Source organism: Xanthomonas sp. 3058 (assembly GCF_014199765.1).
GTDB classification, from domain to species: domain Bacteria; phylum Pseudomonadota; class Gammaproteobacteria; order Xanthomonadales; family Xanthomonadaceae; genus Xanthomonas; species Xanthomonas campestris_B.
This window is the reverse complement of the sequence record NZ_JACHOF010000004.1, coordinates 96,682-118,422: the sequence shown is the minus strand read 5'-3', so window position 1 is coordinate 118,422 and position 21,741 is coordinate 96,682. Positions and strand designations below refer to the sequence as shown.

Here is a 21,741-nt window from a genome sequence, read left to right as displayed (position 1 = left end):
TTGGCGAGACGCCTGTTCGGAGCGCACTCCACCTGCAGCCGCGCTCGGCATGCAGGCCCGACGCCCCCGGCCACCCTCATCCCCGCACCGTCGAGGACGTCGCCAGCAGCGTGTTCAGCGCGGAGCCGCACGCGCGGTGCCCATCAGCAGGCCGGTCTGCGTTGCACCCGCTTGCAGGCGTCGTTACCGCTGTTCATGGCAACGGCATTGCACGGCGAGCAGGCATTGTCCGCGCAACCGCGGTGACCTGGAGAAGCCGCCATAGCCGCAGCCCACGCATACGACGCCGAATTGTGCAGGCGCACTATGCACATTCGGCGTACACGTTGTATGGTCATCGGAAATTGGTCATGCATAGGTCTCATCACCAGCCGGCGTGTCGCGCGGCTGAGGGAGCGGTGCCGGTGATGCAGACCTCATGCCGAATCCAAGGAGCCTTCAGGTCATGCACACCCGCCGCGACATCCTCCAGTTGCTCGGTGCCAGCGCAGGCGCCGGCCTGCTTGCCGGCGCACTGCCCGCCTTCGCGGCCGCGCCCGCCGCCGGCAGCTCCACGGCCACTGGCAGCTTCGTCAGCAAGCGCCCGCCCAAGGCGCAGCGCCGCTTCGTCAGCAAGGCGGTCGAGCAGCAGATCCTGCAGATCAAGGCGCGCATCGCCGACCCCGAACTGGCCTGGCTGTTCGAGAACTGCTACCCCAACACGCTCGACACCACGGTGGAAACCGGCACCCGCAACGGCAAGCCGGACACCTTCGTCATCACCGGCGACATCCATGCGATGTGGCTGCGCGATTCCTCCGCACAGGTACACCCGTACGTGCCGCTGGCCAAGCGCGATCCCGGCTTGCGGCGCATGTTCCATGGGCTGATCCAACGCCAGGCCGCCTGCATCCGGCTCGACCCCTATGCCAACGCTTTCCTGCCCGATGGCCAGACCCAGCGCCTGAAGTGGTCGCTCAACGACATCACCGAAATGAAGCCCGGCGTGGGCGAGCGCAAGTGGGAAATCGATTCGTTGTGCTACCCGATCCGCATCGCGCACGAATACTGGCGCGCTACCGGCGATGCGGCACCGTTCGACGACGACTGGCGCGCGGCCATGCATGTGGTGGTCAAGACCTTCCGCGAGCAGCAGCGCAAGGACAACCGCGGCCCCTACGTGTTCCAGCGCCCCTCGCCGCTGGCGACCGAAACCCTGGTGCTGGAAGGCTACGGCCAGCCGACCCGGCCCAACGGCATGATCCACTCGATGTTCCGCCCCTCCGACGATGCCTGCGTGTTTCCGTTGTTCGTGCCGGCCAATCTGTTCGCAGTGGCCTCGTTGCGCCAACTGGCGACGATGAGCACCGCATTGCATCGCGATGCCGATTTCGCCGCCGACTGCACCGCGCTGGCCGATGAAGTGGAAACCGCAACACGCCAGTTCGGCCAACTGCGCGACAGCGACGGGCAGGCGTATTGGGCCTTCGAAGTGGACGGCTTCGGCAACCAGTTGTTCATCGACGACGCCAACGCGCCCGGCCTGCTCAGCCTGGCCTACCTGGGCTGCTGCGATCGTGCCGACCCGGTGTTCCTGCGCACCCGCCAGCTGGCCTGGAGCGAACGCAACCCGTATTTCTCGCGCGGCCGCGCGGCCGAGGGCGTCGGCAGCCCGCACAGCGGCATGGGCACGATCTGGCCGATGTCGATCATCCAGTACGCGCTGGTCAGCGACGACGATGCACAACTGCGCCAATGCCTGCAATGGCTGAAAACCACCCATGCCGGCACCGGCTTCATGCATGAAGCCTTCGACAAGGACAACCCGAGCACCTTCACCCGCGACTGGTTCGCCTGGGCCAACACCTTGTTCGGCGAACTGATCATCGACCTGCACCAACGCAAACCCCAGCTGCTGCGCAGCGCCTGATCCCGTGCGTCGCGCCTGACCCCTGTCCTTCTCCCGATCCCGTGCGTCGCGCCTGCCCCCTGTCCTTCTCCCGCCTACGGGAGAAGGTGCCCGAAGGGCGGATGAGGGCGCTCCCGCACCGGCCCATGATTTCCGAGAGCAAACACCCATGGCAACACGACGCGGTTTTCTTCAAGGCGCCATCGCAGCGGCACTGTTCGGTAGCGCCGGTCTCTCCGGGCTAGCCCGCGCACGCGCAGGCAACTACGCACTCCCGGCCGATGCGCGCACCCGCGCCGACCTCACCCGCCACGTCGATGTCTTCATCGGCACCGGCGGCCATGGCCACACCTTCCCCGGCGCGACGCTGCCGTTCGGCATGGTGCAGCTGAGCCCGGACACCTACAACGCGGTGTGGGATTCATGCTCCGGCTACCACGAGTCCGACGGCTCGATCATGGGTTTTTCGCATACGCATCTGTCCGGCACCGGCATCGGCGACATGCTGGACTTCCTGCTGGTGCCCGCCACCGGCGAGGTGAAGCTGGTACCGGGCGCACTCGACGCGCCAGACACTGGCTACCGCTCGCGCTACGACCATAGCGATGAAGCCGCCTCGCCCGGTTACTACCGCGTGCGGCTCAAGGAAAGCGGCGTGCATGCCGAACTCACCGCCACCGCGCGCGCAGGCCTGCACCGTTATCACTTTCCCAAGGGCAAGCCGGCGCATGTGCTGCTGGATCTCTGCCATGGCATGCAGGACAAACCCGGCATCCCCACCCGCATCACCGACGCACAGCTGCGCGTGGTCGACGACCGTACGCTCACCGGCGGACGGCGCGTCTATCAATGGGCGCAGGGGCGCTACATCTATTTCGCCATGCGCCTGTCGCGCCCCTTCAAGCGCGTGCAGTTGTACAACGAAGACCAACCGCTAGCCGCAGGCACGCGCAGCATCGACGGCGTGCATCTCAAGGCCGCCCTGCATTACCCGGATGCATCCGACGCACCGCTGCTGATCAAGGTCGGCATCTCCGCCGTCAGCGCCGACAACGCGTTGGCCAACCTGGATGCGGAACTGCCCGACTTCGACTTCGCCCGTGTGCACGCGCAAGCCGTGGCCGCCTGGGAAAAAGAACTCGCACGCGTGCGCATCGACAGCGATGACGACGCGCAACGCCGCATCTTCTACACCGGGCTGTATCACAGCCTGCTTGCGCCGACGCTCTTCAGCGACGTGGACGGCCGCTATCGCGGCATGGATCTGAAGATCCATTCGTTGCCCAAGGGTTATCACAACTACAGCACCTATTCGCTGTGGGACACCTACCGCGCACTGCATCCCTTGCTGACCCTGGTGCAACCCGAGCGCGTACCGGACCTGATGCAATGCCTGGTGCGCGGCGCCAACGAATGCCCGGACGGCGTGGGCATCTGGCCGCTGCAAGGCGTGGAAACCGGCTGCATGATCGGCTACCACTCGGCAGTGGTGCTGGCAGAAGCGCATGCCAAGGGTTTCACCGGCATCGACTACAAAGCCGCATGGCCGGCGTACCGCAAGCGCGCGATGGACGACACCACCCACGGTCTTGGCTACTACCGCAAACTTGGTTACATCCCTGCCGACAAGGTGGACGAAGCGGTCAGCCGCACACTGGAATACGCCTACGACGACTGGGCCTGCGCGCATCTGGCGCAAGCCGCCGGTGCCACCGACGATGCACGCGCACTGCGCAAGCGCTCGCGCAATTACCGCAACGTGTTCAATCGCGACAGCGGCTTTGTGCAGGCGCGCCTGGAAGACGGCAACTGGGCCAAACCCTTCGACCCACGCGGCATGGGCCACATCGCCAAGTGGCGCGATTTCACCGAATCCAACGCCTGGCAGGCCACCTTCCTCAACCAGCACGACCTGTACGGCTACATGGATTTGTACGGCGGCCGCGACGGTTTCGTTGCCAAATTGGACGAACTGTTTTCCACCAGCTCGGAACTGCCCGCCGATGCGCCGCCGGATATCGACGGACTGGTCGGCCAGTACGCGCACGGCAACGAACCCAGCCATCACGTGGCGTATCTGTTCGCCTACGCCGGCCAACCGTACAAGACCCAGGCGATGGTGCGCCGGCTGTTGCGCGAGCAGTACCACGACGCGCGCAATGGCCTGTCCGGCAATGAAGACTGCGGACAGATGAGCGCGTGGTTCGTACTCAGCGCGCTGGGGCTGTATGCGGTGGATCCGGTCAGCGGCAACTACATCGTTGGCAGCCCGTTGTTCAAGCGCGCAGAACTCGATGTCGGCAACGGCCATACCCTGCGCATCGTCGCCAACGACACCAGCGCGCAGAACGTCTACGTGCAATCGCTGAAATGGAACGGCAAACCGATCAACCGCGCCTGGCTGCGCCACGCCGATCTGGCCGCAGGCGGCACGCTGGAATTCAGCATGGGCGCAACACCGAACCTGGCCTTCGGTGCCAACAAGGAGGATCTGCCACCGTCGTTCGCGTAAACGACGCACGCTCCAAGCATCTTGCCCCCCGGCAAGCGGGGGGCTTGTTGTTTCCTTCTCCCGCAAGCGGGAGAAGGTGCCCGAAGGGCGGATGAGGGCCAACCCGCACCCCAACCCAAGCAAAACCCCATCCACCACGCGTGTCACCAGTCACTCGTCACCGCCGAGAATCGCCCATGTTGCGCACCACCCTCAGCCCCCTCGTCCTGGCCCTCGCGTTCGCGCTTCCCGTCACCGCCATTGCCGCCGACACCGAGCGCTGGCCCAGCGTCGGCACGCAAGGCACCCAGTTCGTGCGCGACGGCAAGCCGTATCAACTCCTCTCCGGCGCCATCCATTTCCAGCGCATTCCACGCGCGTACTGGAAGGATCGCCTGCAGAAAGCACGCGCGCTTGGCTTGAACACGGTGGAAACCTACGTGTTCTGGAACCTGGTCGAGCCGCAGCAAGGCCAGTTCGATTTCACCGGCAACAACGATGTGGCCGCGTTCGTGCGCGAAGCCGCCGCGCAAGGCCTCAACGTCATCCTGCGCCCCGGCCCCTACGCCTGCGCCGAATGGGAAGCCGGTGGTTATCCGGCGTGGTTGTTCGGCAAGGACAACATCCGCGTGCGCAGCCGCGACCCGCGCTTTCTCGCCGCCAGCCAGGCCTATCTGGATGCCGTGTCCAAACAGGTACAACCGCTGCTCAACCACAACGGCGGCCCGATCATCGCCGTGCAGGTGGAGAACGAATACGGCTCCTACGACGACGACCATGCCTACATGGCCGATAACCGCGCCATGTTCGTCAAGGCAGGCTTCGACAAGGCGCTGCTGTTCACCTCCGACGGTGCCGACATGCTCGCCAACGGCACCTTGCCGAACACCTTGGCGGTGGTGAACTTCGCGCCAGGCGAAGCCAAGAGCGCCTTCGACAAACTGATCAAGTTCCGCCCCGAGCAACCGCGCATGGTCGGCGAATACTGGGCCGGCTGGTTCGACCATTGGGGCAAGCCGCACGCCAGCACCGATGCCAAACAGCAGACCGAAGAACTGGAGTGGATCCTGCGCCAGGGCCACTCGGCCAATCTCTACATGTTCATCGGCGGCACCAGTTTCGGCTTTATGAATGGTGCCAATTTCCAGGGCAATCCCAGCGATCATTACGCGCCGCAGACCACCAGCTACGACTACGACGCCATCCTCGACGAAGCCGGCCATCCCACGCCGAAGTTCGCGCTGATGCGCGATGCCATCGCCCGCGTCACCGGCGTGCAGCCGCCTGCGCTGCCGACACCGATCGCGAGCGCTGCCCTGCCGGACACGCAACTGCGCGAATCCGCCTCGCTGTGGGACAACCTGCCCGCCCCGATCGCCATCGACACCCCGCAGCCGATGGAACATTTCGGCCAGGATTACGGCTACATCCTCTACCGCACCACCGTCACCGGCCCGCGCAAGGGTTCGCTGTACCTGGGCGAGGTACGCGACGTGGCACGCGTGTATCTGGACCAGACACCGGTCGGCAGCGTCGAGCGTCGCCTGCAACAGGTCGCCACCGACGTGGACATTCCGGCTGGCCAACACACCCTGGATGTTCTGGTCGAAAACAGCGGCCGTATCAACTACGGCCCGCGCATGGCCGACGGCCGCGCCGGCCTGGTCGACCCGGTACTGCTGGACAACCAGCAACTCACCGGCTGGCAGGCCTTCCCGCTGCCGATGCGTTCGCCCGACAGCCTGCGCGGCTGGACCCGCAAGCCCGTCGCAGGCCCGGCCTTCCATCGCGGCAGCCTGCGCATCGGCACGCCCACCGACACCTATCTGGACATGCGCGCCTTCGGCAAGGGCGTGACCTGGGCCAACGGCGTCAACCTCGGCCGCCACTGGAACATCGGCCCGCAACGGGCGCTGTATTTCCCCGCACCGTTCCAGCGCAAGGGCGACAACACCGTGGTGGTGTTCGACCTGGACAGCACCGCCAAACCCAGCGTGCGCGGGCTGAAACAGCAGGTGTGGATCAAGCCGACGGAATGACGGCACGGCCGGCACAGCGCGCCGCCGTCGCGTGGATGGCGGCGCACTGTGACGTCAGCCGTGACAGGGCCGGCGCTGTTTCCAAGCCATCGTTCGATGATGACTGCGGCAACGCTACGACGCCGACGATCTGTGCCCGCCCTTCGGTTCGATCGTGCGGCCGGCGTCCTTCGTCCTGAAAACCGTCACGTGTCCGCGCCACGCCGGTGCTGTACCGCTCGAAGCAGTCCCCATGCAGCCCGAACGCCACCGCCGATGCAGCCCCAGCGACAGCGTCATCCAGGTCACTTTGTTCGCTGCCGCTCCCGCCTCCCACCCACTGGCGAGCAGACCCAGGACAGCCACCAGCACGACAGGCCTTCAGACTGGCGCGCGCCCGCCGTTATCTGGACATCCGCTGCCGTGCAGCGTCTGCGACCTGTGCGGTATCGGACGGATCGCATTCCAGGCAAGATCACCGGCTCACGCCGTTGTGGAAGACAGTGGCGCATTCCCGTTGTTCGATGGAGCGACGGTCAGTTCGTGAGTTTCAGGAGCGTTTCATGTCGTCGTCCACCGTCACGCAAGACCTTGTCTCCGCGGTTCCGGAGCAGACCCAGCACGCCTTTGCCGAACACGTTCACAGCAAGCACGCGCCCAGCCAACCGATCGGCAGCATCGAAGCGGCCCACCTGATGACATTCCTGTGCCAGACCCACTCGGCCAAGCAGCCGCAGATCCTGCTGCCGCCGCAGGTGCGCGACGACAACGCGGCCTGAGCGTGACCGGCGCTGCAAGCCAGCGCCGTCACCCGCCAGTCGGGGCGAATGCTCCCACTAAAGAAAGTGCCCCACTGCCGCCACACGAACGTGGCGTACCGAATCGAAACAAACCGCACGCAACGCGCCATCTATCGCCGCACGGCAAGAACGAGACGCACACCGGCGCAAGCGCAAGCAGGCGCTGGTTTCAGCAATCGGATCTGGCTACATCACTATTGCCGCTGCGAAAGAACCGATTAACGCGCCCCAGCTCCGCTATTGAACAACTGGCACTCGCGGATATGCACCGTGCGCGGCGACTGCGGCCGCCTGGGCTAACCTGCGCATATAGTATTTAGAGCAGCTAACAAAACCTGGCGAGCGAGCGCCTCTCAGTGAGTGCAGTGGTTTTGTCGGCCGCATCTTGGTGGATGCAGTCAGAAGTCCAGATCAAACACTGAGTGGGTCGAATGCGCGGTGCCCTCACCGCTGGCGGGACACGCCGTGAATCCATCCCTGGAGGCTCGGTGGCGGCATCCATGCCGCCACACGGTCCCGCAAGCGGCGAGGACACCGCACCAGTGACTCCGCTGGTTGCTTGGTTTAAACCCATGCATGCCGACCATCTCGACTGGTCCTTGCCCGCCCAGCGTCGCGGGACCTTACGCGGCATGGATGCCGCGTAAGCGCTGACAAGGACGTACTTGCAGCGTGTCCCGCGACGCTGGGCGGGCAAGCGCCCTGCAGCCAGGCCGCAGATCAGCCGGCCTGCAGTAGGCTGACGCGAAGTCGTTTTGTTAGCCGCTCTTAATAGATAATCAAGAGGTATCTTTAAAAAATCCGCACAGCACTGGACCCAGATGCATCTGCCTCGTCTGCTGACCTGCCTTGTTGCCAGCGTTGCCGGCTTCGCCGCCCAGGCTGGATCGCCCACGCCGGCACCCTCGCCCATCGTGCTCAGCGAGTTCATCGCCGACCCGGCACCGACGCCGCAGGCACATGCTTCCACGCTGCTGGAAACCCGCAACGGCACGCTGCTGGCAGCCTGGTTCGGTGGCGCGCACGAAGGTGCGGCCGATGTCGGTATCTGGCTCACCCAACGCGGCCCGCAACAATGGCAGCCACCGCGACGCATCGCCGATGGTGCACACGCAGGTCCCGGCGGCACGGCGCTGCCGGCGTGGAATCCGGTGCTGTTTCAGTCCAGCACCGGGCCTGTGCAGCTTTACTACAAGCTCGGCCCCAATCCCCGCCAGTGGTGGGGCCTGCGCATCACCTCATCTGATGACGGCGCGCACTGGTCGCCGCCGCAGCGTCTGCCCGACGGCATTCTCGGCCCGATCAAGAACAAGCCGATACAGCTACCGAACGGCCGCATCCTGTCACCCAGCAGCAGCGAAGACCGTGGCTGGCGCGCGCATCTGGAATGGAGCGACGACGATGGCGCGCATTGGCAACGCGGCATGCCGCTCAACGACCCGGCGGTGATCGGTGCGATCCAGCCCAGCCTATTGGTGCACGCCGATGGCCGCGTGCAGGCACTCGGCCGCAGCCAGAAGAACAAACTTTTCAGCACGTTCTCACATGACGGCGGCCAGCATTGGCAACCGATGCAGTTGCTGGATGTGGAGAATCCCAACAGCGGCACCGACGCCGTGATGCTGCGCGACGGCCGTGCCCTGCTGGTCTACAACCCCGGCATCGCCGGCAAGGACTGGTGGGACGGCCGCGGCACCCTGGCCGTCGCGCTATCGGATGACGGCGTGCATTGGCAGCGCGTGCTCACGCTGGAAGACAGCGCCAAGGACGAATTTTCGTATCCAGCCGTGATCCAGACCCGCGATGGGCTGGTCCACATCAGCTACACCTGGAAGCGCCAGCGCATCAAGCATGTCGTGATCGATCCGGTGCGACTTGGCAGCAACGCGGATGGCAAAACGCCATAGCCACGGCTGCACAGTCCGGAATAAGTCGAGTGCACGGTGTCCTCGCCGCTCGCGGGACACGCCGGGAAGACACAAAACAACCGAAGTTTCGAAGCAAAGCGTTGTTCAGGTGCAGTCAAAAGCTCAGTGAGTCGAGGGCGCGGCGAGGACACCGCACCAGAAAATTTGCTGGCTGCTTTGTTGAAAAACATGCACACCGACCATCTCGACTGGTCCTTGCCCGCTCACCGTCGCGGGACCTTACGCGGCATGGATGCCGCGTAAGAGCTTACAAGGACGTACTTGCAGCGTGTCCCGCGATGGTGAGCGGGCAAGGGCCCTGCAGCAAACTCACAGTGTCGAGGGCGCGGTGCCCTCACCGCTCGCGGGACACGCCGTGAACCCATCCCTGGGGGCTCGGTGGCGGCATCCATGCCGCCACACGGTCCCGCAAGCGGCGAGGACACCGCACCAGAGACTCCGCTGGTTGCTGTGTTTAAACCCATGCATGCCGACCATCTCGACTGGTCCTTGCCCGCCCACCGTCGCGGGACCTTACGCGGCATGGATGCCGTGTAAGAGCTACATGGACGTACTTGCTGCGTGTCCCGCGATGGTGGACGGGCAAGGGCCTTGCAGCCGAGCAGCAGATCTGCCGCTCTAGGCCTCACGTCCCCTGCAACAACCCCACAATCCGCCGCACACGCGCCACATCGGTCTGTTGGTAATCGCCGCCCAGATCGGTGATATAGGCATGCCGCGCATGCACCTGCGCCGCAACCGGCCCACGTGAGGAGGCATGAAATTCGCGCGCACCGGTGTTGGCACGCAGTGCAAGCACATTGCTTTCGGAGACACCGGCGCCCGGCATGATGCTGATGCGCGCGCCCGCCTGGCGCACCAGTGCCGCGATGGTGTCGCTACCTTCCAGCGCGCTCGCACGCGCACCCGACGTCAGCACGCGCTCGCACCCCAATGCGATCGCATCTTCCAGGACACGCGACGGATCGGCACTGACATCGATCGCACGGTGGAAGGTCACCCCGAGCGATCCGGCGGCGGCGATCAACACGCGCATCGTGGCCATATCGACCTGCCCCTGCGGATCCAGCGCGCCCAGCACCACGCCATCGCAGCCCAGCCGCACGCATTGCTCCACATCCCGGCGCATCGCCTCGACTTCGTCGGCATTGAACACAAAGTCGCCCACCCGCGGGCGGATCAACACATACAACGGAATCTGCAAACGCTCACGCACCACCGCCAACGTGCCGTACGAGGGCGTCAACCCGCCGCCATCCAGTCCGCCGCACAACTCCACCCGAAGCGCACCGCCGTCCTGCGCGGCCAGTGCCGACCCCACCGAATCGGCAGCCACTTCCAGTCCCAGCACGCTCACGCGGCAGGCTCGGTGGTGTAGTGGCTTTCGCCGGGCACCAACAGATCCTGACGCTGCGCATCGCATACCGCGTAACTGAAGCCTTTCTGGATTGCGAACGCGCCGACGTCACCGCGCTTGTTCATCGCCAGGAACCCCACCTGCAAGGTGCGGGTGAGTTCGGGCTTGCGACGTATCAGCCGCATCACCACCTCGCGGCAGGCATCGGCAGGTGACTTGCCCTGACGCATCATTTCCACCACCGCAAAACTGCCGACGTTGCGGATCACTTCCTCGCCCACACCGGTCGAGGTCGCACCGCCCACTTCGTTGTCCACGTACAGGCCGGCACCGATGATCGGGCTATCGCCGACGCGGCCATGCATCTTCCACGCCATGCCACTGGTGGTGCACGCACCGGACAGGTTGCCGTGCGCATCCAGTGCCAGCATGCCGATGGTGTCGTGGTTGTCCTTGCCGCCCGGCAATTTGGCATCGCGCCAGGCGCGGTTCTCGATATTGGCTTCCGGCGAATACTTCGAGGTCTTCAACCACTGCTTCCAGGCCGCCTCCGAACTGGGGGTGAGCAGCTTGGTTTTCGGAAAGCCCTGCTCCAGCGCGAACTGGCGCGCACCATCGCCAACCAGCATCACGTGCGGGGTTTTTTCCATCACCGCGCGCGCCACCGAGATGGCATGCACCACATCTTCGAGCGCCGCCACCGACCCGCAGTTGCCGAGGTGATCCATGATGCAGGCATCCAGCGTCACCCGCCCGTCGCGGTCGGGATAGCCGCCCAGGCCCACGGTCGGATTGTTCGGATCTGCCTCGGGCACGCGTACGCCGGCTTCCACCGCGTCCAGCGCAATGCCGCCGGTGCTGAGGATCTTCCAGGCTTCCTGATTGGCCGCAATGCCGAAATCCCAGGTGGAAATCACCCGCGCCCCACCGCGCGGCAGCGCTGCGACCCGGCCGCTGCTGCCGACGCCGACGCCGACGGCCGCCTGCGCGCGTGCGCCCCAGCCAGCCAGACCAGAAGCGAGCGCGCCAAGCGTAGCGCTCTTGAGGAAGTGACGACGTTGGATCATCCGGGCGAACTCCATGACGAAAACGGGTAGCCGCATCACACGGCAGCAGCGCCCATCATGCGACAGCCGCGCGTGCGGATAAACCGCCTTACGGCATCCACCGATGCGGATCCACGCACAACGCAGGCTGTGCCGGCGGCGGAGGATGAAAGGCGTTTCGCCTTCCGGGGCTTGATCGCCTTCATGGCGCGATGCGGTGGAGAGCCGAGATCATGCGAGTGCGCCATTGCATCGCACTTCCACCGCACTGCCATTGCAGCATCGTCGCCGTACGTCCCCGTCACTCGAGCCAGCAACATGCACCGCTCGCTTGCCAGCGGAGCGGCTGCAGGGCGGCACGGCAACGTGACCCGCGCAGCGCTCTACTTCTCGCCGCTCTACTTCTCGCCGCTCCCCTGGTCGTCGTCGCGCAATTTACTGGTCAGCACATGGTCGCGCCAGACGCCATTCAATTGCAGATAGCGACGCGCATGGCCTTCGATCTGAAAGCCCAGCGATTGCAGCACACGCGCACTGCGCAGGTTGTCCGGGACGTACTGCGCCATCACCCGATGCAGGCCGAGCGGGCCGAAGGCGAAGGCGATGCCCTGCGTGGCGGCCCAGCGCACCAATCCGCGCCCCTGATATCCCGCGTCAATGCCGTAACCCATGTGACAGGCCTGAAACGCACCGCGCTGGATCTGGGTCAATCCCACTGTGCCGATGACCTGCTCACCCTGCAGCATCACCAGTTGCAGTTCGCGCTCGCCGGGTACCGCACTGCGGTAGGCGATGCACAGGCGACGCCAGCCGTCGGTGGTATAGAACGCGGGCGGCCGCAGCGGCATCGCATTGGCCAGATGTGTGCGGTTACGCGTGTGGTAATCGGCCATTGCCGCCGGGTCGACCACGGCCAGGTCGCAGAGCACGATGCCATCGGCGTGCCGCAGCGGGGCGAACACGGGGATGCTCACGACGGCCGCAGCCGCGCGTTGGGCGTGTCGTCCGTGCTGCGTGTATCAGGCTGACGCATGCAGATCACGCCCCCGTAAGCGGTCTCCGAAAAGCAGCACATCGTCGCGACCCAGTTGCCGGATCGGCACCGACTGCATGCAGCAAGTGCAGTGGCCACACGCTGCGTGCACCGAGCCAGCCCGACACCCCATCGCATCGCATCCCGACACGACGCGCATGCCCGCTGCGTCGGCGTCCTGTCAGTCGCGCCTAGGCAGCAACCGCCGCAAGCGCCTGCGCCACCTGCGCTTCGATCGCATCCAGATTCGGCAGCAACGCGCTCTGCTCGCCCAGCAGCACACGCATGTGCACGCCGTCGGGCAGCGCCTCTTCGGAGGCGTCGGCCAACAGGCCGTCACGCGGCACCGAGATCAACTGCGGGAACGAAGCGGTCAGCAATGCGAAATACGGCAATGCCGGATTGCCACCCAATGCCTTGAGCACGATCACCTTGTTGTTGAGCGCCGTCGGTTCGTCGCCAAGGCCGCTCAGGCGCGCGAACGACAGCAGCGGCACCTTCCAACCATACCAATCGATGCGTCCCACCACCCAGCGTGGCATGTCGGCCAGCGGCTCGACCGCCACCCGCGACATCACCTCGGCCACCGTGGCATTGGGCAGCAGCACGCGTTCGGTGCCCGCCTGGATCAGGACGCCGCGGATTTCGTCATTGTTGGCGTAGCTCATCGCACCATTCCGATCTGAGAGGGAGCGCCCGGCTTATGCCGGCCAACGCTGTACCAACGCCTGCGCCAAGCGCGCCGGGTCGCCGGTCAAAATGCCTTGTCGGGCCAGACGCGCCGCAGCGGCCGGGTCGTAGCAACCATCGGCGGACTGCCCCGCCAACCAAGCGCCCTGCGCGGCCAGCGCCAGCGCCGCATCCACCAGCGCCTCGTTGGCGCCACTGAGCATCAGCACCGCACTGTCGGCCGGCGGCAGCGCGGCAATCAGCGCTGCGGGATCGGTCAGGGCAACAAAGGCCAGGCTGCCAGCACGCTGCTGCACGCCGACCTCTTCAGGCAGCACATACACCTTGCCGGCAACGATCGCCTGCCCCACTTCGCCCAGCTCGACCGGCAACGCAGACACGCGGCCCATCTGCCGCACCAGGTTGCCGTACTGGCCACCATCGAGCGTCATGCGCACCAGCACCGCGCGCGGAAAATCCAGCGGCAATGCGGCCAATAGACGACGAATCGCATCCGGCCCACCGATGCCGGCCATCACCAGCACCACACCGGTGGTCTCGCCGCTGTGCTCGATTTCCACCAGCGACAGCCCGCCGGTGGACAGCACAGCGATGTCCGGCTCGGCGCGCGGGCGCACCACCACGGCGACCTCATCGACCAGGCCCCAGGTGCTGGAATCGCCCAGCGTCAAACCGGGGGTGTCGTCCACAACGGCCGGCTCGGCAGCGCCGGCGGAGCGCGTGAACAAGGCGTCGTCCGGCATGCGTTCGAAGACATGCGCGGCCGCTTCCAGATGCTGATCCAGTTGCAGATCCGAATGCTGTCGTGGCGCCAGCGCCAGCCCCGGCTCCGGGTGCAGCGACGGTTCGGTTTCGGTGCCCGGCGGCAAGACGTCGGCATGGCCGTGCAGCTTGGCGGCCAGATGGCGCACCCAGCGCTGCGCTTCCCACCCCTCGCGGCGCACGGTCAGCTCGGCCTCGTCGAAGATCACCGTGACGCCGGGCATGTTGAAGGCGGGCTCCAAGGCTTCCAGGGCATCCTCGATCGATGGCTCCAGCGCCACCAGCACCGCGACCGGTTCGACGTCGCGCAGCATCTGCACATCCACCGCCGATGGTTCGTCTTCCAGCACGACCTGCGCGCCGGCCAGGCCGAGCGCTTCGCGCAGCCGCTCGCGTGCTTCACCGGGCCGGCCCAGCAGGACGACCGGCGTCCCCATTGCGCCATTAGTCTCGAACACGGGCGATCCCCAGCAGGTCATACACGTTACGCATCAGATCCAACTCTTGATAAGGCTTGCCCAGGTAACGCTGCACACCGATCTCGAAAGCGCGCTGGCGATGCTTCTCGCCGCTGCGCGAGGTAATCATCACGATCGGCACCGCCTTGAAACGCGGGTCGGCGCGCATGGCGGTCGCCAGCTCGTAACCGTCCATGCGCGGCATTTCGATATCCAGCAGCATCAGGTCCGGCACGCGCTCTTCGAGCAACTCCAATGCCTCGACACCGTCGCGTGCGGTGGACACATCCAGGTTGTGGCGTTCCAGCACGCGGCTGGTGACCTTGCGCATGGTCAGCGAGTCGTCGACCACCATCACCAACGGCACCTGGCGCTGCGTTTCGGCCTGGGTTTCCACCGCCGGACGCGCCGGTTGGGTGAGGTAACGACGCACCAGCGGCGCCACGTCCAGGATCACCACCACGCGGCCATCGCCGGTGATGGTGGCGCCGTAGATGCCCGGCACCGACGCGATCTGCAGGCCCACCGGCTTGACCACGATCTCACGGTTGCCCAGCACCTGATCGATCGCCACTGCCGCACGCAGATCGCCGGCACGCACCAGCAACAACGGCACCTGCGCCTGGCCATCGGCACGCGCAACCGGCTGGCCGACCAGCGAGCCCAGATCGTGCAGCACGTACTCTTCGCCCGCGTAGTGGTAACCACCCTCGCCCGACTCGTAACGGGTCCGCGAGATGCGGCCGATACCGCTGACCGAACCCACCGGCACCGCAAAGGTGGTCTCGCCGATGCGCACGAACACCGCCTGGGTGACCGCCAGCGTCTGCGGCAGGCGCAGGGTGAAGGTGACGCCCTGGCCGCGCACCGAGTGGATGTCCACCGAGCCGCCGAGCTGGCGCACCTCGTTGCGCACCACGTCCATGCCCACGCCACGGCCGGCCAGCTGGCTGACCTGCTCGGAGGTGCTGAATCCGGAGGCGAAGATCAGGCCATCGAGTTCGGCATCGTTGAGCACCTGGCCCGGCTCGATCAGGCCGCGCTGCTCGCCACGGCGACGGATCGCCTCGCGGTCGAGTCCGGCGCCGTCGTCGGCCACTTCCAGCACGATTTCCGAGCCTTCGCGGCGCAGACGGATCGCGATGCTGCCTTCTTCCGGCTTGCCTGCCTCGCGCCGCTGTTCCGGCGTTTCCAGCCCATGCGCCACCGAGTTGCGCAGCATGTGCTCCAGCGGCGCGACCATGCGATCGAGCACGTTGCGATCGAGTTCGCCGTGGGTGCCTTCCAGCGCCAGATTCACCTGCTTACCGGTATCGGTGGCCGCCTGGCGCACCACGCGGCGCAGACGCGGCACCAGGCCGTCGAACGGCACCATGCGCGCACGCATCAAGCCGTCCTGCAGCTCGGAGCTGACGCGCGACTGCTGTTGCAGCAGCCCATCGTACTGGCGCGAAAGATCTTCCAGCACGCCTTGCAAACCGCCCAAGTCGGCGGCCGATTCGTTCAGCGCGCGGCTGAGCTGCTGCAGGGTGGAGAAGCGGTCCAGTTCCAGCGGATCGAAGGTGCGATCGCCCTGGTCCTGTTCGCGCTGATAGCGCGCCACGATCTGCGCTTCGGTTTCCAGATCCAGACGCCGCAACTGGTCGCGCAGACGGGCATTGGTACGATCGAGCTCGCCCATGGCGCCACGGAACGCGCCCAACTGCTGTTCCAGCCGCGAACGGTAGATGGCCACTTCGCCTGCGTGATTGACCAGGCGATCGAGCAGGTCGGCGCGCACGCGCACCTGCTCCTGCTGCACGCGCGGCAGGAAGTCTTCTTCGGTCTGGCCTTCCACCGGGACCGGTGCCGACAGCGGCGCCGGCTCCACCGACGCCTTGGCGATCGCACGCACATCGGCGTCGCTGGGCGGGGCGGCGTTGCGGCCACGGGTACGGGTTTCGAACGCTTCCACCAGGTCGGTGGGCATCGCCACCGCGCGGTGCATGCCGGTGCGGGTCAGCAACTGGTGCAACCGGTCGAAGCCGCGTTCGAACAGGCGTACGTCGTCGCGGTCGATATCGGTGCGGTTGGCCGCCACCGCTTCGAGCAGCGATTCGATCGCATGGCCAAGGTCGCCGATGGCATTGATGCCGGCCATGCGCGCGCCGCCCTTGAGCGTGTGCAGGTCGCGCTGCAGTCCGTTGAGGACCTCGCGGTCTTCCGGTGCTTCGCGCATGCGGGCGATCAGGCCGTCGCAATGGTCCAGCAGGTCGCGGCCTTCATCGACAAAGATATCCACCAGCTCGCCATCGAGCTTGTCGAAGTTGAGCGGGCCGATATCGAGCGCGGCGCCGGCATCGCTGGCAGCGGTGTCGGCCGGTGCGACATCGTCCACCGGCGCGCTGAAGGCCACGGCTGCAGTGTCTTCGTGTTCGCTTGACGCGTCGGCCTGTGCGGCGTCCTGGATCCGGTCGGCGTGCTCGCCGTGTTCGGAAGGCGCGAGGTGATCCATCGCGGCGGTCGCGGCGGCCGTCGCCTCTGCAGCATGGTGCTGTGCGTGGACCTCGGCCTCGGGTTGGACATCTGCATCAGCAACAACGCCCGCATGCAGCTCCGGCGCCAGTTCCGACTGCGGATCGCCGGCCTCTTCGACCTGGTCGGCCACCTGCGCCATCTCGAAAGCCTGCACCGATTCGATGGTGTGCTCGGGGAGCGCGTCGGCAGTCTGCTGCGGTTCCGAGGCGGACTGTGTTTCCACACTGTGCTCGACTGCTGCAGCGTGCTCTGCCTCTGCGGTGTCCTCGGCTTCTGCAGCATGCTCCGCGTAGGCTAGGTGCTCGCCTTCAGCAGGCTGCGCTGCCTCTGCAGCGTCTTCGGCCTGGGCAGCATGTGCGTGCGCTTGTGCATCGGACTGCGCCTGCTCGTTCGAATGGAGGTGCTCTTGCGCTTGCGCAGTTTCGTACGAATGCGCGGGTTCCGGGTCCAGCTGCTCGCCCGAGGTTGCGGGCTCTTCGAAGGACGCTGTCTCACCCAGGTGCGCCGTGTCTTCGGCATGCAGCTGTTCGCCCGCCTGCACGTCGGCAGCGTGCGGCGACGCTGCATCGGTGTGCGGCGCCACCGTGTGGGCAGGCTGCTCACCGTGGTGCGCCTGCGCGTTGGCGTCATCGTGCGATGTGGCAGCACGCTCGTCCTGATCGGTCGATACGCCGTCCAGCAGGCCGGATTCGGGCGTCCAGTCGTCGGCTATCGAGGCCGGCGTCTCGTCGGCCACCGGCGGCTGCGCATGCACCGCTTCCAATGCCTCGGTGGTCTCGACAGGCGCTTGGTCCGTGGACGCTACGCCCTCGATCGACGGCGCCTCGGCGTCGTGCGCCGCTGCAGTGCCATCGCCTTGGTCGTGCTGGTCGTGCACGGTCTCGCGTTCGGTCGGCAATGGCGGCTCGACCTCTGCGCGCTCGGCATCGCCATGTCCGGTTTCCGGCGCGGCAAGCGTCTGCGCGTCGCCCAGCGCGGCTTCCGCAGCAGACAATTCATCCACTGCAACCGGCTCGGCCGCCTCTGCTACATCGCGCGCTTGCTCATCCAACGCGGTGTCGGCAATCCCGGCGTGCTGCAATTCGGTCGCATCCCAGGCGGCGGCGTCGACCACCGGCTCATCGGACGGCGTGTCGTGCGTCTCGACAGCAGGCGATGCAGCAGCGTCTGCGTGCTCGTGCCGGGCCACATTGCCATGCCACGCGTCGGCGACCTGCTCCGACCCGGCATCGGCTGCGACTGCATCAGCGGGTGCTGCGTGTTCGGTCTCGAGCGAATTGCCCCCCTGTTCCTGCTCCAGCGCGGCAGCGTCGGCCGTCTGCTGCCCGTCGTTGTTCGGCACGGGCGCATCCAGCGCGAGCGCCGAGCCGTCACCGGCGTCAGCCTCGGCTTCGGCCAGCTCGTCCACCGCAATCGATGCCTCGACATCGGCATGCGCATCGGCATCCTGCGACGCGGCATCGGCAACAGGTGTCGGCGCGTCGATATCGGTGGCAGTCGATGGCAGCGTGCTCGCGTCCAGGTACTGCGACAGGTCCTGCGCGCCGGTCAGTTCGACCGTCGCTTCGCTGTTGGCTGGCGTCTCGCCGGACGCGTCCAGATCGTCCAAATCATCCAGTTCGTCGAAAGCCACCTGCGGCGGCCACTGCGCTTCGGGCAGCGTGTCCGCCAGCGCACGCAGCCGTTCGGCCAATGGTGCGAACGACGGAATCAGCGGCGCCTCGGCGCGCAGTGCGGTCACGGTCGTGGCGATCGCTGCCGCTGTTGCCGTGATGGCCTCGACACCCTCTGGCGACGGGATGACCGATGCGGCGAGCAGACGCTTGACGTAACTTTCGGCCGGCGTGGTCACCAGGGTGATTTCCGGCACGTCGGTCATCGCAAACGCGCCACTCATGGTGTGCACGGCGCGTAGCAATTCTTCGCTTGCCAACTGCGGTTCGGCCTGGTTGGCCTGCAACCATGCGTTGACGGTTTCCAGGTGCGTGGCGACTTCGGCTTCCAGGATCTCGCGCAGCACGCTGTCCACCGACGCCGGCGTACCGCCGCTTGCGGCAACCCCATCGGCGGCGGCCGGAATGTCGGCCACACCCGCAGCCACCGTCGTCACCGGCGCTGCCAGGTAGTAGGCCTCTTCGCCTGCGGCGACACGTTCGGCAACGGCCTGAATTTCCGGCAGATCGGCGCTGATGCGGCCTTGGTCGCGCAACGCGGCATTGAATTGCGGCAGCACCTCGTACGCCAGTTCCACCATCGCCACGACTGCCGGACTGGCCGGGCGCGAGTTGTCGAGCACGCGGTTGAGCATGCTCTCGATCTTCCAGCTGAACTCACCCAGCACGCTGGCGCCGACCAGGCGACCGCTTCCCTTCAAGGTGTGGAAGACGCGGCGGATCGTGCGCAGGTTGTCGGGGTTATTGGGCGCGGCACGCCACGCCGGCAACAGCTGGCCCAGGTTGACCAGTTCTTCGTCGAATTCTTCCAGGAACACGTCGCGGATATCGTCGTCGATATCGCTGTCGCCGAAGCCGCCGAAGATACCCGCAGCGGCGTTGGCGCCGGCGTGCGCCGGTTCGCTTGCGGACTGCTCGGGCATGGCCTCGGCATCGGTATCGGCAGGCGCAGCAGTGCTCGGCGGCGTCTGTGGTCGGTCCACATCGAACTGCGCAGCGGCAGCGTCGAGCTGGGCCAGGAACGCCGCCGACGTATCGTCCAGCTCGAATTCGCTGACCACCGCCTGCTGCACGCGCGGCGCATCCGGCGCTGCAGTGTCTTCTGCCGGCGGCGCCGGCGGCTCGGGCATGGACTCGACGAACGGGTCGTCCAGTTCCTGCGGCGGCAATGATGGCGGCAACGGCGGCGGCGAAAATGCGTCGTCGATGCTGATCTGCGCACGCTGCGTCTGCGCCTGGGCGATGAAGTCCAACGGTGCTTCGCGTTGATCGGCATCGCCCGGCAGGTCGATCTGCTCGATCTGCAGCGGCGCCGGCTCGGCAACCACCGGCGGTGCAGTATCGTCCTGCTCCAGCGCGCTCAGGTCCACGGTGTAGCTGACCTGCGCGGCATCGGCAGGCACGCCGGCGTCCTGCTCGGCCGACACCGGGTCGAATGCGGAGGTGGCGATCGGTGCAGCCAGCGCACTGGCGTCCAGTTGCCAATCGCCGGGCGCCTGCGCGCCGTCGTCGGACAGGTCCAGCGGTGCGACCGTAAACGGCACATGCGCCTGACCGGAGAGGGTTTCCTCGGCAGCCACCGGGTCGAACGAGAACACCGTGTCGCTGGCGGCAGCGCCAGTGTCGTGCACCACGCTCGCGGCGAACGGCGTCTCGACCACGGTTTCGTTGGCCCATTCCAGCGTCGCGGTGGGTACCAGGTCATCGACTACAGCCGTCGGCATCTGGACGGGTTGGCTCGGGGAAGCAACAAGCGGCGGTGGCTCGACCAGCGTGCCCGGTTGCTCGGCGCCGACCGGCAATTCGGACGGTTCGCCCGACGGCAGCGGCCAGTAACGCAGCGTTTCCAGGCTGTTGCGGGTGATGTCCAGAATCTCTTCGCGGCCGGGACGGCGCTCGCGCAGCGCTTCCAGGTAATACTCCAGGCTGGCCATCGCATCGGCCAGCGTATCGAGCTGACGCCCGCTGGGCACGCGCTGCTTGCCGATCAGCTCCTGATCGACGTAACGCCGCACACCTTCCAGATAATCGGCCGCCTGCGGCAGTTCGAGAATGCGCAACGCACCGCCCACTTCGCCGAGCAGATGCGGCACATCGCTCAGGCGGGAGTGATCCCAATTGGTTTCGATGAAGGCGACGAAATGCTCGCGCGCCGCACCGAAATTGGCGATCGCTTCCTGCGCCAGCACATCCACGGTGCGGCGCACTTCCGAGGAAGTGGCACTGATGCCGGCTTCGTTCCCATCGCCGATGTCGGCGCCAAGGCTGGCAACCTGATCGTCCAGCGAGGCATCCACGTACAGCAGCGCGCCGGCGATATCCAGCAGCACGCCTTCATCCATCTGCACCTGACCATCGACCACGCGCGCCAGCGCATCGCGCTGTTGCACGACGACATTACGCGCCACGCCCAGGCCCATCATGCCCAGGGTGTCGGCAACGCTGCCCAGGTCCTTGACCTGGGTCTGCAGTTCGGCGATCTCGCCGCCGGTACGCAGATGCAGATCCAGCGCGTCTTTCACGCGCAGCAATTCTTCCTTGACCGCGTTGCCGACGGTGTCGAGCAATTCGCGATTGCGCCCGCTCAGACTGCCGCGGGCATGATCCAGCTCGGCTTCGGTGGCCACACCGGCCTGCGGATCGAACGCGAACAGCACGCTTTCGTTCAGACCCGGCTGACCACGGGTGGCGCGGATTTCATTGAGCAATGGCAGCAGCACGATCGGAATATCGCGGTGACCGTTCTGCAGACGCTCCAGATAGTCGGGCAGCAGCACGGTGCCGCGCATCAGCATGGCGCAGGCTTCGTCGCGGTCGGCGACCTCGCCGCCCTGCACGGCCTGGGCCAGCAGTTCCAGCTCTTCGGCCACCATCGCCGGTGCGTAGAGCTCGACCATGCGCAAGGTGCCCTGCACCTGATGCAGATAGCCGGCGCAAAAACGCATCCGACTGGTGTCGGACGGTTCTTCGGCAAAGTATTCGATCTCGTTGCGCGCCTGGCGCAACGTCTCGTCCAGCTCCGGCTTGACCCAGCCCAGTGCGGCGTGACTCATCGCATCGCGAAGCGCACTCATTCCAGC

11 protein-coding genes are annotated in these 21,741 nt (G+C 66.2%); 5 read left to right on the top strand and 6 right to left on the bottom strand.

Annotated features, from left to right (window positions below):
• Nucleotides 1–445: 445 nt before the first annotated feature.
• The 5 genes from GGR61_RS07640 to GGR61_RS07620 all read left to right on the top strand — a co-directional run bounded on the left by GGR61_RS07640 (nt 446) and on the right by GGR61_RS07620 (nt 9,104).
• On the top strand, nt 446–1,909 hold the full coding sequence (locus tag GGR61_RS07640) for a glycoside hydrolase family 125 protein (RefSeq protein WP_184407134.1): 1,464 nt from the start codon (nt 446–448) through the stop codon (nt 1,907–1,909).
• 148 nt (nt 1,910–2,057) lie between these two features.
• Nucleotides 2,058–4,400: a GH92 family glycosyl hydrolase gene (locus GGR61_RS07635; RefSeq protein WP_184621016.1), complete on the top strand. Its 2,343-nt coding sequence runs from the start codon at nt 2,058–2,060 to the stop codon at nt 4,398–4,400.
• Nucleotides 4,401–4,576: 176 nt separating this feature from the next.
• Nucleotides 4,577–6,418: a beta-galactosidase family protein gene (locus tag GGR61_RS07630; protein ID WP_184621015.1), complete on the top strand. Its 1,842-nt coding sequence runs from the start codon at nt 4,577–4,579 to the stop codon at nt 6,416–6,418.
• 542 nt (nt 6,419–6,960) lie between these two features.
• The gene (locus GGR61_RS07625) at nt 6,961–7,176 is read left to right on the top strand and encodes a hypothetical protein (protein WP_184407137.1); all 216 of its coding nucleotides are present in this window, start codon (nt 6,961–6,963) and stop codon (nt 7,174–7,176) included.
• Between the two features lie 842 nt (nt 7,177–8,018).
• On the top strand, nt 8,019–9,104 hold the full coding sequence (locus tag GGR61_RS07620) for a sialidase family protein (RefSeq protein ID WP_184621014.1): 1,086 nt from the start codon (nt 8,019–8,021) through the stop codon (nt 9,102–9,104).
• A 646-nt stretch (nt 9,105–9,750) separates the two neighbouring features.
• Here GGR61_RS07620 and GGR61_RS07615 read toward each other — a convergent pair.
• The 6 genes from GGR61_RS07615 to GGR61_RS07590 form a co-directional block, all read right to left on the bottom strand.
• Complete coding sequence (locus tag GGR61_RS07615) at nt 9,751–10,473, bottom strand: copper homeostasis protein CutC (RefSeq protein WP_260287276.1); 723 nt, start codon at nt 10,471–10,473, stop codon at nt 9,751–9,753.
• A gap of 5 nt (nt 10,474–10,478) precedes the next feature.
• Nucleotides 10,479–11,549 (bottom strand): N(4)-(beta-N-acetylglucosaminyl)-L-asparaginase, encoded by a 1,071-nt coding sequence (locus GGR61_RS07610; RefSeq protein WP_184621012.1) that lies wholly within the window; start codon nt 11,547–11,549, stop codon nt 10,479–10,481.
• Nucleotides 11,550–11,926: 377 nt separating this feature from the next.
• A complete protein-coding gene (locus GGR61_RS07605) occupies nt 11,927–12,502 on the bottom strand; it encodes a GNAT family N-acetyltransferase (protein ID WP_184407141.1) in 576 nt (191 codons plus the stop codon).
• Between the two features lie 250 nt (nt 12,503–12,752).
• Nucleotides 12,753–13,229 carry a chemotaxis protein CheW gene (locus GGR61_RS07600; protein WP_184407142.1) on the bottom strand — a complete coding sequence of 159 codons (477 nt, stop codon included), beginning with the start codon at nt 13,227–13,229 and terminating at the stop codon, nt 12,753–12,755.
• Nucleotides 13,230–13,262: 33 nt separating this feature from the next.
• Nucleotides 13,263–14,450: a chemotaxis protein CheB gene (locus GGR61_RS07595; protein WP_184621153.1), complete on the bottom strand. Its 1,188-nt coding sequence runs from the start codon at nt 14,448–14,450 to the stop codon at nt 13,263–13,265.
• 7 nt (nt 14,451–14,457) lie between these two features.
• Complete coding sequence (locus GGR61_RS07590) at nt 14,458–21,735, bottom strand: Hpt domain-containing protein (RefSeq protein WP_184621011.1); 7,278 nt, start codon at nt 21,733–21,735, stop codon at nt 14,458–14,460.
• Between the last annotated feature and the right edge of the window lie 6 nt (nt 21,736–21,741).

Excerpts from the sequence above, each read along its gene's own strand:
- GGR61_RS07640 (WP_184407134.1), top strand. The coding sequence starts at position 446 with ATGCACACCCGCCGCGACATCCTCCAGTTGCTCGGTGCCAGCGCAGGC.
- GGR61_RS07635 (WP_184621016.1), top strand. The coding sequence starts at position 2,058 with ATGGCAACACGACGCGGTTTTCTTCAAGGCGCCATCGCAGCGGCACTG.
- GGR61_RS07630 (WP_184621015.1), top strand. The coding sequence starts at position 4,577 with ATGTTGCGCACCACCCTCAGCCCCCTCGTCCTGGCCCTCGCGTTCGCG.
- GGR61_RS07625 (WP_184407137.1), top strand. The coding sequence starts at position 6,961 with ATGTCGTCGTCCACCGTCACGCAAGACCTTGTCTCCGCGGTTCCGGAG.
- GGR61_RS07620 (WP_184621014.1), top strand. The coding sequence starts at position 8,019 with ATGCATCTGCCTCGTCTGCTGACCTGCCTTGTTGCCAGCGTTGCCGGC.
- GGR61_RS07610 (WP_184621012.1), bottom strand. The coding sequence starts at position 11,549 with ATGATCCAACGTCGTCACTTCCTCAAGAGCGCTACGCTTGGCGCGCTC.
- GGR61_RS07600 (WP_184407142.1), bottom strand. The coding sequence starts at position 13,229 with ATGAGCTACGCCAACAATGACGAAATCCGCGGCGTCCTGATCCAGGCG.
- GGR61_RS07595 (WP_184621153.1), bottom strand. The coding sequence starts at position 14,450 with ATGGGGACGCCGGTCGTCCTGCTGGGCCGGCCCGGTGAAGCACGCGAG.
- GGR61_RS07590 (WP_184621011.1), bottom strand. The coding sequence starts at position 21,735 with ATGAGTGCGCTTCGCGATGCGATGAGTCACGCCGCACTGGGCTGGGTC.